The sequence below is a fragment of the Nocardioides asiaticus genome (assembly GCF_040049175.1).
GTDB classification, from domain to species: Bacteria; Actinomycetota; Actinomycetes; order Propionibacteriales; family Nocardioidaceae; genus Nocardioides; species Nocardioides cheoyonin.
In genome coordinates this window covers 136331-151107 of record NZ_JBDZDM010000008.1, presented here as the reverse complement: position 1 = coordinate 151107, position 14777 = coordinate 136331, and the positions used below count along the sequence as shown (strand labels likewise).

Genomic DNA, 14777 nt, shown 5'->3' with positions numbered 1-14777 from the left:
TTTCCGGGCCGGCTCAGTACGGCTTCACCGGCACGGACGGCGTGTGCAGGTGCTCGACGATCTTCTTCGCGGTCCTGCCGCCGCCGGTGAACATGTGCACGCCGCACGGCAGGCAGGGATCGAAGCTCCGCACCGCGCGCATGATGTCGATGCCCTTGAACGAGTCGGGCGGGTTCTCCTCGAAGATCGGCGTGTTCTGCACCGCGTCCTCGTACGGCCCGGGCGTGCCGTAGGTGTCGCGGACGCTGCCGTTCCACGGGGTCGGCGGGTAGGGGTGGTAGTTCGCGATCTTCCCGTCCTTGATGACCATGTGGTGCGACAGCACGCCGCGGACGGCCTCGGTGAAGCCGCACGAGACGGCCTCGTCCGGCACCTCGAACTTGGTCCAGGTGTCGCTGTGGCCGGCCCTGACCTCCGCCATCGCCTTCTCGGCGAAGTGGAGCGCCAGCGCGGCGGCGTACGCCTGGAAGTAGGTGCGCGCCCGGTTGCGCTCCAGCGCGTTCGACCAGCTCGGGATCTTCCACTCGAAGGTGACCTCGGGCTTGAGCGCGGTCCGCGGAAGGTTGATCAGCACGCTCTGGCCGGTCGCCTTGACGTAGCCGACGTCGACCAGTCCGGAGAGCGCGGTCGACCAGAGCCGGGCGATCGGCCCGCCCCCGGTGTCGAGCGCGAGGTGGTCCTTGCCGTCGAACCAGCGCGGCGACATCGTCCACGAGTAGGCGTTGTCCCAGTCCCGCTTCGCCGGCTTGGGGATCGTGTGCTGGTTCCACGGATGCCGCTCGTCGACGTCGTTGCCGAGCGGGTCCTTGGTCACGAAGACCTCGCGGCCGGACTTCACCCAGTCCTCGTAGTAGGAGTGGCCGAGCAGGATCCGGATGCCGAGGTTGATGTCGACGAGGTCGTTGGTGACCAGCTTCCCGTCGACCACGACGCCCGGCGTCACGAACATCTTCCGGCCCCAGTCGGACATGGTCTCGTACTTGAAGTCGCAGTACGCCGGGTCGTTCAGGCTCCCCCAGCAGCCGAGCAGGATCCGCCGCTCGCCGACGTGCTCGTAGCCGGGCAGCGCCTCGTAGAAGAAGTCGAACAGGTCGTCGTGGAGCGGCACGACCTTCTTCATGAACTCGACGTACCGCATCAGCCGGGTCAGGTAGTCGGTGAAGAGCTGGATCGTCGCCGTCGTACCGACGCCGCCGGGGTAGAGCGTGGACGGGTGCACGTGCCGCCCCTCCATGAGGCAGAACATCTCGCGGGTGTAGCGGCTGACCGCGAGCGCCTCGCGGTAGAACTCCCCCTCGATCGGGTTGAGCGCCCGCATGATGTCGCCGATCGTCCGGTAGCCGTGGTCGGCGGCGTGGGGCGCCTCGGTCTGGTTCGCCCGGTCGAGTACTCCGGGGTTGGTCTCCTTGACCATCCGCTCGCAGTAGTCCACCCCGACCAGGTTCTCCTGGAAGATGTTGTGATCGAACATGTACTCCGCGGCCTCGCCGAGGTTGATGATCCACTCGCCGAGGTGCGGCGGCGCGACGCCGTACGCCATGTTCTGGTTGTAGACCGAGCAGGTCGCGTGGTTGTCACCGCAGATGCCGCAGATGCGGCTGGTGATGAAGTGCGCGTCGCGCGGGTCCTTGCCCTTCATGAACAGGCTGTAGCCGCGGAAGATCGACGACGTGCTGTGGCACTCACGCACCTCCTTCTGCTTGAAGTCGATGCTCGCGTAGATCCCCAGGCTCCCGACGATCCGGGTGATGGGGTCCCAGGCCATCTCGACAACGTCGGTGTCGAGGTGGGAGGTCGTGCGGGACTCTGTCATCGTCATGGCGTCATCGCTCCGATCACCAGGTCTTCTGGAACCCGGTCTTGAGCGGGCCCTTGCTCCGCCACCTGGGCTCCTTGTCGAGGGTGTCCTCCGTGATGGCACGCAGCCGGCGGATGGCGGTGCCGTAGATCGTGCTGGCCGTGCTGGAGAGCTTGCCGCCGGGCGGCTCGTCCATGAACGGCATGAACTTGTCGGGGAAGCCGGGCATCGTGCAGCCGATGCAGATGCCGCCCACGTTCGGGCAGCCGCCGATCCCGTTGATCCAGCCGCGCTTGGGGACGTTGCACTTCACCACAGGGCCCCAGCAGCCGAGCTTGACGATGCACTTCCTGGAGCCGTACTCCGTCGCGAAGTCGCCCTGCTCGTAGTAGCCGGCCCGGTCGCAGCCCTCGTGGACGGTGTTCTCGAAGAGCCACCGCGGCCGCAGCGCCTCGTCGAGCGGGATCATCGGCGCCTGGCCGGCGACCTGGTAGAGCAGGTAGGTGATCGTCTCCGACAGGTTGTCGGGGTGGATCGGGCAGCCGGGCACGCAGACGATCGGCAGCCCTGCCTTGCTCTTCCAGTCCCAGCCGAGGTAGTCGGGCACGCCCATCGCGCCGGTCGGGTTGCCGGACATGGCGTGGATCCCGCCGTACGTCGCGCAGGTGCCGACCGCGATCACGGCGGTCGCCTTCGGCGCGAGCCGGTCCAGCCACTCCGCGGTCGTCATCGGCTGGCCGGTCATCGGGTCGTTGCCGAACGCCGCCCAGTAGCCCTCGTCCTTGATGGCCTCGTTGGGGATCGACCCTTCGACGACGAGCACGAACGGCTCGAGCTCGCCACGGTCGGCCTTGTGCCACCACTCGATGAAGTTGTCGGCGCCCTGCTCGGGCCCGCACTCGAAGTCGATCAGCGGCCAGTGCACCGCGATCTTCGGCAGCCCCGGGAGCGCCCCGAGGACGATCTCCTCGATGCTGGGCTGCGTCGCCGCCGTGAGGGCGACCGAGTCACCGTCGCACGACAACCCCCCGTTCATCCAGAGGATGTGGACCGGGGCCTCCTCGGCCTCCGCCTGCGTGTCCTCAGCAACCGCACTGCTCATGCGTCCACCGCCTTCGCTCGCTGTCCCCTCATCCTGCGACGCGCGGGCGTGCAGGTCAGCGGCGTAGGGCGGGCCCTTTTCGAAGCGGTCAGGGAGTCGCGGACTCCGCGATCCGGGGATCCGACACCCTCACTCCGGTCGCCAGTCCTCGGCCGGCCAGCTGACCGCGATCCGGGCGCCGCCTCCGGGAGCCTCGTCGATGGTGACGGTGCCTCCGTGCGCCTTGGTGAGGCCGCCCACGATGTAGAGCCCGAGGCCCGAGCCGCCGCGCGCGCCGCCCTTCCAGAACTTCGTGAAGACCCGCTTGCGCAGGTCCGTGGGGATCCCCGCGCCCTGGTCGTCGACGGTGAGCCTCACGTGCGGGACCTCGCCGCCCTCGGGCGACAGCGTGACGGTGACGTCGCCGTCGCCGTGGCGTACGGCGTTCTCGACCAGGTTCGTGACGACCTGGGTGAACTTGTCGGGGTCGGCCCAGACCTCGAGGTGCTCGGCGGGGGCTACGAGCGTGATCGTGCGGGCGGTGGCCGAGCCCACCGAGTCGACGACCCGCGCGACGAGAGTGGTCGCGTCGCTCGGGCGCGGGTAGAGCTGCAACCGACCGGTGTCGATCCGGGCGACGTCGAGGAGCTCGGCGATCAGCCGGCTGAGCCTGTCGGAGTCGGAGCTCACCGTGGTCAGCATCAGCTTCTTCTGCTCGTCGTTGAGCTTGTCCCAGCGGTTGAGCATCGCCTGGACGAAGCCCTTCACCCCGGTCAGCGGGCTGCGCAGCTCGTGGGCGACCGTCGCGACGAGGTCCGAGCGCTCCCGGTCCAGCCGTGCCCGGCCGCGGCCGGAGCGGATCGTGACAGCGACCTGCTCGACCGGCGCCTCGAGCGCGGGGCGGTGGATCCTGGCCGCCACCAGGACCTCCGTGCCGTCGGGCAGCAGCCAGGACTGCTCCGGCACGCCGGTGACGGTCGCCAGGACGTCGTACGGACGGTTGGCGTCGGTCCAGCTGCGCCCCTCGGTGTCCTGGAGGGCGAGTACGCCGGCCAGCGGCTGCCCCACGGACTCGTCGGCGTCCACGTCGAGCATCCGCGCCGCGACCGCGGAGACGAGCCTGACCCGCCCGTCGCCGTCGGCCACGACCACCCCGTCTGGCAGGGCGTCGGCGAGATCACGGGCGTCCACGTCGCTCACCTTAGAGGCCGCACCCCCACGCCACGTCGAGTCGGGGGTTCTGACCCGTCGAGTCGGGGCTTGTGACCCGTTGAGTCGGGGCTTGTGACCCGTCGAGTCGGGGGTCGTGACCTCAGTGTCGGACGCGAGCGCTCGCGTAGAGGCAGACGGCCGCCGCCGTGGACAGGTTGAGCGACTCGGCGCGGCCGAAGATCGGGATGCTGACCACGTGGTCGGCGAGCGCGGTGAGCTCGGCGGGCAGGCCCCAGGCCTCGTTGCCGAACAGCCAGGCGGTGGGCCGGGCGAGCACCTCGTCGGCGTCGAAGAGGTCCACATCGCCGTGCATGTCGGCGGCGAGGACGGTGAGGCCGGCCGACCGGGCGGCGCGTACGGCGAGGGTCGCGTCCCGCTCGACAGCCACCGGCAGGTGGAAGGCCGAGCCGACGCTCGCCCGGACGGTCTTCGGGTTGTAGAGGTCGACCGAGTCACCGGCGAGGACGACGCCGTCGGCGCCGGCCGCGTCCGCGCAGCGGATCACGGTGCCGGCGTTGCCGGGGTCGCGTACGTCGGCGCAGATGGCGAGCAGCCGACCAGAACCCCCGACTCGACCGGTCGCGACCCCCGACTCGACGGGTCCGGACCCCCGACTCAACAGGCTCTGGAGGGGCACGTCGAGAAAGCGGCAGACGGCCACGATGCCGGCCGGGGTGACGGAGTCGGAGAGCGAGGCGAGGGCTCGGTCGTCGACCAGGGTGACCGGGGCCGTGGAGAGCAGGCCGGCGTACTCCGCGGCGGCGGGCGTGGCGAAGACCTCGACCACGCAGTCGGGCACTCCGAGAGCGCCCTCGACGGCCTTCGGGCCGTCGGCAAGGAAGAGCCGCCGCTCGGTGCGGACCGAGCGGCGGCTCAACTTCCGGGCGTCCTTCACGCGAGCGTTGCCCGCGGTCAGGGGTGCGCGCATGCGGTCAGGCGCTGACCGGGGCGTTGACGTCCTCGGGGAGGGCGGCCTTGGCCTGCTCGACGAGCGCGTTGAACGCGGCCACGTCGTTGACGGCCAGGTCGGCGAGGATCTTGCGGTCGACCTCGACGCCGGCCAGGTTGAGACCCTGGATGAAGCGGTTGTAGGTCATGCCCTGCGCACGCGCGGCGGCGTTGATGCGCTGGATCCACAGGCGACGGAAGTTGCCCTTGTTCTTGCGCCGGTCGTTGTAGGCGTAGACGAGCGAGTGGGTGACCTGCTCCTTCGCCTTGCGGTAGAGGCGCGAGCGCTGGCCACGGTAGCCGCTGGCCCGCTCGAGGGTGGTGCGGCGCTTCTTCGCCGCGTTCACTGCGCGCTTGACGCGTGCCATGTCAGAACTCCTTCAGGTCCGGGGTGGGTCTCAGTTGCCGAGCAGCTTCTTGGCGCGCTTCACGTCGGCCTTCTCGAGCTCGACCATGCCCGCGTTGCGGCGGTGCTTCTTGCGGCTGCCGGTGGTCGGCGCGGAGGCGAACGCGGCGCCGGACTTGCGACCCGCCTGCAGGCGCATGATCTTCCCGGACTTCGTCACCTTGAATCGCTTGCTCGCACCGGAGTGCGGCTTGTTCTTCGGCATGTGTCTCTCTCTTTCGTGCTGAAACGCGGGTGTGCTCGGGGCCGGCTCAGAGGTCGATGTCGGCGTCGAGGTTCTCGGAGCGTCGGCGCTCCTTCGGCTGCTGGGTGCTCCGCGCGGCGTTGGCGGCGGTGCGCTCGGCCTTCTCCTCGGCCTCCTCGGCCGCCCTCTCGGCGGCCTTGGTCTCCTTGGCGACCTTGGCCTGCGCCTTGGCGTCCGCCTTCTTCTTGTGCGGGCCGAGGACCATGATCATGTTGCGGCCGTCCTGCTTGGGGGCGGACTCCACGAAGCCGAGGTCGGACACGTCCTCGGCCAGCCTCTGCAGGAGGCGGAAGCCCAGCTCAGGACGGTGCTGCTCACGACCGCGGAACATGATCGTGATCTTCACCTTGTCGCCGGCGTTGAGGAACCGCACGACGTGACCCTTCTTGGTCTCGTAGTCGTGCTGGTCGATCTTGGGACGAAGCTTCATCTCCTTGATGATGACGTTCGTCTGGTTCCGGCGGGCCTCGCGAGCCTTCTGGGCGTTCTCGTACTTGAACTTCCCGTAGTCCATGAGCTTGCAGACCGGGGGCTTGCCCTGAGGGGCGATCTCGACCAGGTCGAGGTCGGCCTCCTGCGCGAGGCGTAGCGCATCGGCCGTCGGCACGATGCCGACGGTCTCTCCATTGGGACCAACGAGGCGGACCTCGGGTACCCGGATCCGGTCGTTGATACGAAGCTCGGTGCTGATGTGTCCTCCAGTGGTTGTGGTCCGGACTCCTCGTCGCCCCGGGGCCCCAGAGGCTCTCGCCCTGGCCCCCGAAACGAAGAAGGCTTCCGCTGTTGCAAGCGGAAGCCAGTCGGGACGCTCGCCCGCAGGGGGCTCGCACCACCGGGACGCGCCGCCCAGCTCACTGGTTGGAACGTCTCGGGACCGGACCCGACGACCTGTGGTGTTGCGCTCTATCTCTGGGCGGTCGATGCGGGTGGGAGAGCGTGTTGCCTGATCTCCGCTTGTCGGATCTGCCGACGCATCCCTCGGAGGAGGGCGTACGCCGACGGATCGGTCAACACCGAAGACTACCCGAACATTCCGGACCGGTCCCAATCCTCATCCAGCATCCGCGGACACCCACGCAGACCGGTCACCCACGAGGGCGAGCCGGTAGCCGGCGGCGGCCGCACGAAGGTCGGCACCCTCGACGACGAACGTCGCCGGCCCGGCGACGTCGAGCACCAGCGCGTCCGCGCCGTCGTGCGTCGCTGCCCTGGCAGCGTCCCGGAACGTCACTGGTACCGGCCTGGCATCAGCCCGCCACGCATGCAGGCCGGTCGTCGAGGTGAAGGCGAGCAGCGCCTGGCGGCCGTCCGCGCCGGTGAGCAGGACGGTCGCCATGTCGGAGGTCTTGTCGTGGGCGAGCCCGTCGGCGTCGTACTCGACCTCGCCGAGCGTCGCCACCACGGGCACGAGCACGCGGGAGTCGAGGAGCGTCGAGAGGGCGTCCACGTAGCCGCGCGTGCCGTCGCGGTGGGCCGTCAGCGCCGCAGCGACTGCCGGGTCGACCGAGCCGTCGTCGCCGGGGAAGCCGGGGCCGAGCAGGCGCCTGTCGTTCGTCGGGTTCTCGTTCACGCCGCCCATTGAACCCGCCCGCTCCCAGCTGACGAGAAATCACGCACAGAGATGCTTTGGTCACTATGTTGAGCGTGTTAGTTGCTTTAATCGATCCGCTCCCGTACACATGGATGCCATGTCCACTGCCACACCGACTCTGACAGCGTTGGAGGAGGCGACCCGACCGCGGCCCCCACGCTTCCGGCGTGCTGACCACGCCCGCGGACTGGGCCGCCACCTCGCCCGCTGGGTGTCCCCTGTCGTCCTCGTCGCCCTCTGGCAGCTCGCCAGCACCACGGGCGTCCTCCCCGAGAAGAAGCTGGCTGCTCCGAGCAAGGTGCTCTCCACGGCCATCGACCTGGCGCGCGACGGCACACTGGGCCACGCGACCCTGGTGTCGACGCAGCGCGCGCTCACCGGTTTCGCAGTCGGCGCCGCCATCGCCGTCGTCCTCGCGGTCCTCGCCGGCCTGAGCAAGCTCGGCGAGCTCGCCGTCGACCCGCCCCTGCAGATGCTGCGCATGCTGCCGCACTTCGGCCTCGTGCCGCTCTTCATCATCTGGATGGGCATCGGGGAGGCGCCCAAGATCACCCTGGTCGCCTTCGGGGCGATCTTCCCGCTGTACCTCAACACCTTCTCCGGGATCCGCAACATCGACCGGAAGATGCTCGAGGCCGCGAAGGCGATGCACCTCACCTGGCCACAGCGGATCCGCCACGTCGTCCTTCCCGGCGCTCTCCCCCACGCGCTCACCGGTCTGCGGCAGAGCATCGGCGTCGCCTGGCTGACGCTGATCGTCGCCGAGCAGATGGCCGCCGACGACGGCATCGGGAAGATGATCAACGACGCCAGGGAGTTCCTGCTGACCGACCGGATCGTCGTCGGACTCGTCGTCTACATGATCCTCGGGCTGGCTACCGACGCCGTCGTCCGCCTGATCGAGAGGAAGGCCCTGGCATGGCGCTCCTGACCACCAGCCCTGCGGACCGGCGCGAGGGGAGCGACGAGTACGTCGCCCGCGTGCGTGGCCACCACCGCGCCTTCGGCGACAACGTCGTCCTGCGCGGCATCGACCTCGACATCCGCGCCGGTGAGTTCATCGCGCTCCTGGGGCGCAGCGGCTGCGGCAAGTCGACGCTGCTGCGCGGGCTCGCCCGACTCGACCCGGTCCCGGCCGGCGAGATCGAGATCGACGGGCGTACCTCCGTCGCGTTCCAGGAGCCGAGGCTCCTCCCCTGGCACCGGGTGCGTGAGAACGTGGCACTCAACCTCCTCAACAGCCCCGAGCGCAAGCAGCGGCACGACCTCGCCGAGCGGGCGCTCGCCGAGGTCGGCCTCACGGAGAAGGCCGACGCCTGGCCGCTACAGCTCTCCGGCGGCCAGGCCCAGCGGGTCTCGCTCGCCCGCGCACTGGTCCGCAACCCGGACCTGCTGCTCCTCGACGAGCCGTTCAGCGCGCTCGACGCGCTGACCCGGATCGAGATGCACCGGCTCGTGATCGACCTATGGCGGCGCCACTCGATGGCGGTGCTGATCGTGACCCACGACGTCGACGAGGCGCTCGCGCTCGCGGACCGGCTCGTCGTCCTCGACGCGGGGAAGGTCGCGGGCTCGTGGCAGGTCGATCTGCCCCGCAGCGACCGGTCGCCCGAGCGGCACGAGATCGCCTCGGTGCGCGAGGAGGTCCTGGCGACCCTCGGCGTACGCCCGCTGGAGCCCAATCCCAACCGCGACCCCGTGACCGGTGAGCTCCACCGCCCGTCCGGGACCGCCTGAGCGCCCGCACGGGCCCTCAATCCCGAGAAACAGGAGATCCATGAAACACCTCTGGGAGCGCGGCCGACGCCGCGCCGGCATCCTCGCGTCCGTCCTCGCCGTGGCCGGCCTGCTCAGCGCCTGCGGCGGCGGCTCGTCCTCGCCGAACGCCGACGCGGTCGTCGACGGCAAGGTCGACCTGAGCAAGGTCACCCTCCGGGTCGGCGACCAGAAGGGCACGAGCGCCCAGGCGCTGCTGAAGGCCGCGGGGCTCGACGACACGCCGTACACGATCAAGTGGTCGGAGTTCACCTCCGGACCGCCGATGCTCGAGGCCCTCGAGGCGGGCTCGATCGACGTCGGCATGGTCGGCAACACCCCGCCGATCTTCGCGGCCGCGTCCGGCAGCAGCTTCAAGGTCGTCGCCGCCGCGAACTACACCGGCTCGGGCGACACGATCATCGTCCCGAAGGGCTCCCCGATCACGTCGGTCTCGCAGCTCAAGGGCAAGACGGTCGGGGTGGCGAACGGCAGCTCGGCGAACTACAACCTGCTCGGCCAGCTCCAGAAGGCAGGCCTGTCACTGTCCGACATCAAGGTCGCGAACCTCCAGCCCGCCGATGCCCTCGCGGCGTTCACCAACGGCCGGCTCGACGCCTGGGCGATCTGGGAGCCCTACACCTCCCAGGCGGAGGTCGAGGACGGCGCAAGGCTTCTCGTCGACGGCAACAACGGCGTCATGAACGGCCTCACCTTCCAGGCGGCCTCGGACGACGCGATCGACGACAAGGCGACCAAGGCTGCGCTCTCCGACTACCTCACCCGGATCCAGAAGGCACAGGTCTGGTCGGGGAAGCCGGCGAACCGCACGGCGTGGTCGAAGGTCTGGTCGGAGGGCACCGGCCTGCCGGTGAAGATCTCGGAGCACGCCACTCGCATCCGGCCGGTCAAGACGGTACCGATCGACTCCTCGGTCATCGCCTCGGAGCAGAAGATGGCCGACGCCTTCGCCGAGGCCAAGGCGATCCCGGAGAAGGTGAAGCTGGACGACTACTTCACCGACGAGTTCAACGACGTGGCCACCGGCTCGGCCGTGGGCAAGTAGCCCGCACCGCCCTCCGGCGTACGGCGCCGGCGTCCTTCCGCTCGGGGGACGCCGGCGCTTTCGTCGTGTGGGACATTGGACACATGGACAACGCGTCGTGGGGTGCTCTCGCCCTTGCTCTGACGGTCGTGGCGGGCCTGTGGACCTGGTTCGCCTTCCGTCGCCGCGGCGTGGCCTCGGGCGTGCGTGGTGTCGGGATCACGCTCCTCCCCATCGCCGCCTATCTCACCCATACCCTCCGCCTGCTCGGCCGGATCGCGGACTCCGTCGGCGACTGGGCGGTCGGCCTCGTCTTCAGCCCGACCGTCTGGGTCGGCATCGTCGTCGCCGGGGTGGCCTTCCTGCTGCTCTTCGTCTCCGCCAAGCTGCCCAACGAGCGGAAGTCCGCCGACGGCGCCGTCGCGCGGAAGGCGGGTCCCGGCGAGCTCCCCAAGGCGCGGACGGGACGTGGCGACGGGGGCCTGTCGGACACGCTCGGCGACGACCTCGACGACATCAACGCGATCCTCAAGAAGCACGGCATCTCCTGACCGGATGGGCGCTGCGGAGGATCTGCTCGCACTGGCCCTCGCGCGCCCGGCGACGCTCGGCGGCGGCCGGCTCGTCTGCATCGACGGCCCTGCGGGCTCCGGCAAGACGACGCTGGCCGGCGAGGTCGCCGCGCTGTCGGGGGCGACGGTGGTGCACATGGACGACCTGTACGACGGCTGGGACGGCCTGCCGCGCGTGGACGAGCAGCTGGCGACGCTGCTGCTCCCCCTCGCCGAGGCGCGGCCCGGCCGGTACTGCCGCTACGACTGGCACGCCCACGCGTACGCCGGGACCGTCACCGTCCCGCCGGCCCCGCTGCTCGTCGTCGAGGGCGTGGGCAGCGGCGCGTCGGCGTACGACCGGCTGCGGACCGTGCTCGCCTGGGTCGACGCGCCGTACGCCCTGCGGCGTACGCGTGGCATCGCCCGCGACGGCGAGGCCTTCGCGCCGCACTGGGACGCCTGGGCGCGGGCCGAGACCGAGCTGTTCGTGCGGGAGCGCACGCGCGAGCGGGCGGACCTCCTCATCGACACCGGCGGGGTCGACACCGACGGGGCGGCCGGGGCGTCGGACGCCCGACGTCCGTGACCTGGTCCGATCCTCAGCCGTGACCTGGCTAGGGTGACGGCGTGGTTGCACCGAGCGGGGACCAGTACGACATCACCGGCGGCGGGTACGTCGCGACGATCACCGAGGGCGGCGGGTCCCTGCGCGCGCTGTCCCACGACGGGCGGCCGCTGCTCGCCGGCTTCGCGGAGGACGCGATGCCGAGCGGCGGCGCCGGGCAGCTGCTCGTCCCGTGGCCGAACCGCATCCGCGACGGCCGCTACACCTTCGCCGGCGCCACGCAGCAGCTGCCGCTGAGCGAACCGGGGCGGCGGAACGCCTCCCACGGCCTGGTCCGCTGGACGGCCTGGTCACCCGTCTCGGTCGCCGCCGACACGGTGACGCTCGGCTACCGGCTGATGGCGCAGACCGGCTACCCGTGGACACTCGACCTCCGGGTGACGTACGCCGTCGGGCCGGACGGGCTGACCGTGACGCAGAGCGCGACCAACCTGGCGGCGTCGGCGGCGCCGTACGCCTCGGGTGCCCACCCCTACCTCACCGCCGGCGCCGCGCCGGTCGACGACTGGACGCTCGAGCTCCCGGCGGCCACCCGCCTGCTGAGCGACCCGGAGCGCAAGCTGCCGACGGAGCACGAGGACGTCGGCGGCACCGGCTACGACTTCCGCGAGGCTCGGCCCATCGGACCCGTCGTGCTCGACCACGCGTTCGGTGACCTCGAGCGCGACGCAGACGGGATCGCGACCGTGACGCTGCGTGGGCCGTCGGGCGGGGTCGCCCTGTGGGTGGACTGGCGGCACCGCTGGCTCATGGTCTACACCGCCGATGACCGCCCCAACGCCCGCCAGGTCGTCGCCGTCGAGCCCATGACCGCTCCCCCGGACGCCTTCAACTCCGGTGCGGACCTGCTCGCCCTCGGGCCCGGCGAGACGATCGAGGTCGGGTGGGGCATCCGCGCCCTCTAGCGTCGAGTCGCCAGCTTTGGTCGGTCGAGTCGCCATCTTTGGCGCCGGGACCGGCGGCTCAACGGGCGAGGTCGGCGGCGAGCTGGCGCAGCTGCCGGGCCGCCGTACGGGCGCGAGCGCCGTCGGAGGCCTGGATTCCCATGGCGGGCACGTTGGTGCCGTCCGCGAGGTCGAGGTTGACCCAGGGGGCGCCGGGCGGGAGGTTCACGGACACGACCTGCGCCCAGGCGAGGTCGCGGCGGCGGTAGCCGTTGACGATGATGAGGTGGTCAGGGCGGGCCTCGACACGCGAGCGGGTGAGCGCGTGGACGCAGACCAGGATGAGGACGCCGAAGAAGCCGAGAGTGCCGAGCTCGAGGCTCGTGAACCTCGACCGCGTCTCGTCGTCGAAGCCGATCCAGCTCACCGCGCACACGGCGGCGAGCCCGAGGATGAGCACGATGGCCATCACCCGGGGCCCGAGGGGTCGCCAGGTGTGCGGCAGGTCCGGCAGCGCCGGCCCCACCGCGGGCTCAGAGGCGGCAGGCATGGATGTCGGTGAGGAGGATGGCCCGCGCGCCCAGGGCGTACAGATCGTCCATCAGCTTCTGCGAGCCCTCGCGCGGAACCATGACGCGTACGGCGACCCAGCCCTCGCGGTGGAGCGGGCTCACCGTCGGCCCCTCGAGCCCGGGGGCGAGCTCGGTGGCGGCCGGGACGTCCTGCGCACGGATGTCGTAGTCCATCATCACGTAGGCCCGCGCGACCATGACGCCCTCGAGGCGGCGCCGGAAGGTCTCGAACTCCGCAGGCATCGCCTGGCCGGTGCGCGTGATCACGACCGCCTCGGAGTCCAGGATCGTGTCGCCGAACGTCTCCAGCCCGGCCGCCCGCAGCGTCGAGCCGGTCTCGACGACGTCCGCGATCACGTCGGCCACCCCCAGCTGGATGCTGGTCTCGACGGCGCCGTCGAGCCGGGTGACCGTCGCGTCGATGCCGTGGGCCTCGAGGAACGACTGCACGATGCCGACGTACGACGTCGCGACGCGTCTGCCCCGCAGCTGCTCGAGGTCGGTGAACGCGCCCGCCGGGCCGGCGAAGCGGAACCGGCTGCGGCCGAAGCCGAGCCGGAGCACCTCGTCGGCCTTCGCGCCGGAGTCGTGGAGCAGGTCGCGGCCGGTGATGCCGACGTCGAGGGTGCCCTCGCCGACGTACAGCGCGATGTCGCGCGGCCGCAGGTAGAAGAACTCGACGCCGTTCTCCTCGTCGACGAGGGTGAGGCGCTTGGCGTCGTCGCGCTGCCGGTAGCCGGCCTCGCGGAGCATCTCGGAGGCAGCCTGGGAGAGCGATCCCTTGTTGGGGACGGCGATGCGGAGCAGCCCGGTGCTGCCGTCGGTGAGCGTGGTTGCTGGTGTGGACATCGGGGGTTCCTCAGAGGTGGGCGTAGACGTCGTCGAGCTCGAGTCCGCTGGCGAGCATGAGCACCTGGGCGTGGTAGAGCAGCTGGGAGATCTCCTCAGCCGTCGCCTCCTTGCCTTCGTACTCGGCCGCCATCCAGGACTCGGCGGCCTCCTCGACCAGCTTCTTCCCGATCGCATGGATGCCGGCGTCGAGGGCTGCGACGGTGCCGGATCCTGCGGGTCGGGTCCGGGCCTTCTCGCTCAGCTCGGCCCAGAGCTCGTCGAACGTCTTCACAGCCCACAAGCCTAGGGCGTAGGCCGGGCTCGGCTCGCATCGGTCTCAGCGCGCGTTCGGGAGCTCGCCGTCGAGCGCTGGGGCGTCCAGCGTGCGCGCCCAGCGCCGCCCGTCCGGGGTGAAGCCGGCCGCGGCGAACACCGACGAGTGGCCGCGGTGGGTGGCCGAGATGCCGGCGGTGTCGAACGGGTACCCCTCGATCACCTTCGCACCCTCGTGCCGCGCGTAGTCGACGGCCGCGTCGAGCAGCACACGGGTGAGGCCGCGTCCGCGGGCCGCCCGCGGGACGAAGAAGCACAGCACGGTCCAGGTCGGTGACTCCGGAGGCGTCGCACGCGGCATCGTCCGCGACCGCGCCAACCGGGCGTATGACTCGCGGGGCGCCACCGAGCACCAGCCGACGAGCTCCGCACCGTCGTAGGCGAGCACGCCGACCGGCGTACCCCTCCCGACCAGGTCGCGCAGGACTGCCTCGCGCTCGCCGGCGTCGACGTGCCGTCGACCGGTGACCCGGTAGGGCGTGCAGAAGCAGTAGTGCGGGCCACCGCGGGCTGTGAACAGCTGGACGAGGTCCGGCCAGGTCTCGGTGGTGACCGGGCGGACGGTCGTGGTCCCGGAGACATGTGAGCGCAGCTCATCCCCCACCCGGCGAGCGTAGCGCTGCTCACGTCCGCAGGATGATGCGGTAGCGGCCGTCGGGTCGCCGCTCGGCCTGGTAGCGAGGGTCGTGGATGCGCTGATGGTGGTAGCGGCAGAACAAGATCCCGTTCTCGATCGAGGTCGCGCCGCCCTCGGACCAGGTTTCGAGGTGGTGTACGTCGGCCCAGGTGCCGAGCACGTCGCACCCCTCCGCGCGGCAGGTGCGGTCACGGAGCCGGATCGCCTTTCGCATCACCGGCGTGTGGAGCCGCGCCTTGCGGCCGACGTCGAGGATCTCGC

Annotated in this window: 19 protein-coding genes; 6 read left to right on the top strand and 13 right to left on the bottom strand. The window is 70.6% G+C overall.

All coding sequences use genetic code 11. The features are described 5' to 3' along the window. Positions 1–13 precede the first annotated feature (13 nt). From ABLE53_RS24020 to ABLE53_RS23985, 8 genes are all read right to left on the bottom strand, one after another. Positions 14–1819: a nickel-dependent hydrogenase large subunit gene (locus ABLE53_RS24020; protein WP_348861709.1), complete on the bottom strand. Its 1806-nt coding sequence runs from the start codon at positions 1817–1819 to the stop codon at positions 14–16. Positions 1820–1835: 16 nt separating this feature from the next. Further along, entirely contained in the window at positions 1836–2900 is a 1065-nt protein-coding gene (locus ABLE53_RS24015; RefSeq protein WP_348861708.1) for an NADH-quinone oxidoreductase subunit B family protein, read from the bottom strand. A gap of 129 nt (positions 2901–3029) precedes the next feature. Beyond that, entirely contained in the window at positions 3030–4070 is a 1041-nt protein-coding gene (locus ABLE53_RS24010; RefSeq protein ID WP_348861707.1) for a sensor histidine kinase, read from the bottom strand. 121 nt (positions 4071–4191) lie between these two features. Beyond that, entirely contained in the window at positions 4192–5019 is an 828-nt protein-coding gene (locus ABLE53_RS24005; protein WP_348861706.1) for a TrmH family RNA methyltransferase, read from the bottom strand. A gap of 4 nt (positions 5020–5023) precedes the next feature. Beyond that, on the bottom strand, positions 5024–5407 hold the full coding sequence (rplT, locus tag ABLE53_RS24000) for a 50S ribosomal protein L20 (RefSeq protein ID WP_348861705.1): 384 nt from the start codon (positions 5405–5407) through the stop codon (positions 5024–5026). 30 nt (positions 5408–5437) lie between these two features. Next, complete coding sequence (locus tag ABLE53_RS23995; RefSeq protein WP_348861704.1) at positions 5438–5650, bottom strand: large ribosomal subunit protein bL35; 213 nt, start codon at positions 5648–5650, stop codon at positions 5438–5440. Between the two features lie 46 nt (positions 5651–5696). Beyond that, positions 5697–6350 carry a translation initiation factor IF-3 gene (infC, locus tag ABLE53_RS23990; protein WP_425474916.1) on the bottom strand — a complete coding sequence of 218 codons (654 nt, stop codon included), beginning with the start codon at positions 6348–6350 and terminating at the stop codon, positions 5697–5699. A gap of 390 nt (positions 6351–6740) precedes the next feature. Further along, a complete protein-coding gene (locus ABLE53_RS23985) occupies positions 6741–7259 on the bottom strand; it encodes an SseB family protein (RefSeq protein ID WP_348861703.1) in 519 nt (172 codons plus the stop codon). A gap of 118 nt (positions 7260–7377) precedes the next feature. Here ABLE53_RS23985 and ABLE53_RS23980 point away from each other — a divergent pair, with 118 nt between their 5' ends. The 6 genes from ABLE53_RS23980 (at position 7378) to ABLE53_RS23955 (ending at position 12164) form a co-directional block, all read left to right on the top strand. Continuing rightward, a complete protein-coding gene (locus ABLE53_RS23980; RefSeq protein ID WP_348861702.1) occupies positions 7378–8211 on the top strand; it encodes an ABC transporter permease in 834 nt (277 codons plus the stop codon). Then, on the top strand, positions 8199–9017 hold the full coding sequence (locus ABLE53_RS23975) for an ABC transporter ATP-binding protein (RefSeq protein ID WP_348861701.1): 819 nt from the start codon (positions 8199–8201) through the stop codon (positions 9015–9017). The genes ABLE53_RS23980 and ABLE53_RS23975 overlap by 13 nt, the downstream gene beginning before the upstream one ends. A gap of 40 nt (positions 9018–9057) precedes the next feature. After that, positions 9058–10101 carry an ABC transporter substrate-binding protein gene (locus tag ABLE53_RS23970; protein ID WP_348861700.1) on the top strand — a complete coding sequence of 348 codons (1044 nt, stop codon included), beginning with the start codon at positions 9058–9060 and terminating at the stop codon, positions 10099–10101. Between the two features lie 83 nt (positions 10102–10184). Beyond that, positions 10185–10631 carry a hypothetical protein gene (locus tag ABLE53_RS23965; protein WP_348861699.1) on the top strand — a complete coding sequence of 149 codons (447 nt, stop codon included), beginning with the start codon at positions 10185–10187 and terminating at the stop codon, positions 10629–10631. Between the two features lie 4 nt (positions 10632–10635). Beyond that, the gene (locus ABLE53_RS23960; RefSeq protein ID WP_348861698.1) at positions 10636–11220 is read left to right on the top strand and encodes a nucleoside/nucleotide kinase family protein; all 585 of its coding nucleotides are present in this window, start codon (positions 10636–10638) and stop codon (positions 11218–11220) included. Positions 11221–11261: 41 nt separating this feature from the next. Next, positions 11262–12164, top strand: a complete 903-nt coding sequence (locus tag ABLE53_RS23955; protein ID WP_348861697.1) for an aldose 1-epimerase family protein — start codon at positions 11262–11264, stop codon at positions 12162–12164. A 58-nt stretch (positions 12165–12222) separates the two neighbouring features. Here the strand turns inward: ABLE53_RS23955 and ABLE53_RS23950 are convergent, their stop codons facing one another. From ABLE53_RS23950 to ABLE53_RS23930, 5 genes are read right to left on the bottom strand one after another with little or no spacing between them, the layout of a single operon-like run. Then, positions 12223–12693 carry a PH domain-containing protein gene (locus tag ABLE53_RS23950; protein WP_348861696.1) on the bottom strand — a complete coding sequence of 157 codons (471 nt, stop codon included), beginning with the start codon at positions 12691–12693 and terminating at the stop codon, positions 12223–12225. Further along, positions 12677–13564: an ATP phosphoribosyltransferase gene (gene hisG / locus ABLE53_RS23945; RefSeq protein ID WP_348861695.1), complete on the bottom strand. Its 888-nt coding sequence runs from the start codon at positions 13562–13564 to the stop codon at positions 12677–12679. Before hisG ends, ABLE53_RS23950 begins: the two co-directional genes overlap by 17 nt. A gap of 10 nt (positions 13565–13574) precedes the next feature. Continuing rightward, positions 13575–13838, bottom strand: a complete 264-nt coding sequence (locus tag ABLE53_RS23940; RefSeq protein WP_348861694.1) for a phosphoribosyl-ATP diphosphatase — start codon at positions 13836–13838, stop codon at positions 13575–13577. Between the two features lie 45 nt (positions 13839–13883). Further along, a complete protein-coding gene (locus ABLE53_RS23935) occupies positions 13884–14483 on the bottom strand; it encodes a GNAT family N-acetyltransferase (protein WP_348861692.1) in 600 nt (199 codons plus the stop codon). Positions 14484–14502: 19 nt separating this feature from the next. After that, entirely contained in the window at positions 14503–14730 is a 228-nt protein-coding gene (locus ABLE53_RS23930; RefSeq protein ID WP_348861691.1) for an HNH endonuclease signature motif containing protein, read from the bottom strand. Positions 14731–14777: the final 47 nt, after the last annotated feature.

Coding starts and splice junctions, on each gene's coding strand:
- ABLE53_RS24005 (WP_348861706.1), bottom strand. CDS start 5,019: ATGCGCGCACCCCTGACCGCGGGCAACGCTCGCGTGAAGGACGCCCGG.
- hisG (WP_348861695.1), bottom strand. CDS start 13,564: ATGTCCACACCAGCAACCACGCTCACCGACGGCAGCACCGGGCTGCTC.
- ABLE53_RS23965 (WP_348861699.1), top strand. CDS start 10,185: ATGGACAACGCGTCGTGGGGTGCTCTCGCCCTTGCTCTGACGGTCGTG.
- ABLE53_RS23970 (WP_348861700.1), top strand. CDS start 9,058: ATGAAACACCTCTGGGAGCGCGGCCGACGCCGCGCCGGCATCCTCGCG.
- ABLE53_RS23980 (WP_348861702.1), top strand. CDS start 7,378: ATGTCCACTGCCACACCGACTCTGACAGCGTTGGAGGAGGCGACCCGA.
- ABLE53_RS23950 (WP_348861696.1), bottom strand. CDS start 12,693: ATGCCTGCCGCCTCTGAGCCCGCGGTGGGGCCGGCGCTGCCGGACCTG.
- ABLE53_RS23960 (WP_348861698.1), top strand. CDS start 10,636: ATGGGCGCTGCGGAGGATCTGCTCGCACTGGCCCTCGCGCGCCCGGCG.
- ABLE53_RS23975 (WP_348861701.1), top strand. CDS start 8,199: ATGGCGCTCCTGACCACCAGCCCTGCGGACCGGCGCGAGGGGAGCGAC.
- ABLE53_RS24015 (WP_348861708.1), bottom strand. CDS start 2,900: ATGAGCAGTGCGGTTGCTGAGGACACGCAGGCGGAGGCCGAGGAGGCC.
- ABLE53_RS24020 (WP_348861709.1), bottom strand. CDS start 1,819: ATGACGATGACAGAGTCCCGCACGACCTCCCACCTCGACACCGACGTT.
- ABLE53_RS23995 (WP_348861704.1), bottom strand. CDS start 5,650: ATGCCGAAGAACAAGCCGCACTCCGGTGCGAGCAAGCGATTCAAGGTG.
- ABLE53_RS23930 (WP_348861691.1), bottom strand. CDS start 14,730: ATGCGAAAGGCGATCCGGCTCCGTGACCGCACCTGCCGCGCGGAGGGG.
- rplT (WP_348861705.1), bottom strand. CDS start 5,407: ATGGCACGCGTCAAGCGCGCAGTGAACGCGGCGAAGAAGCGCCGCACC.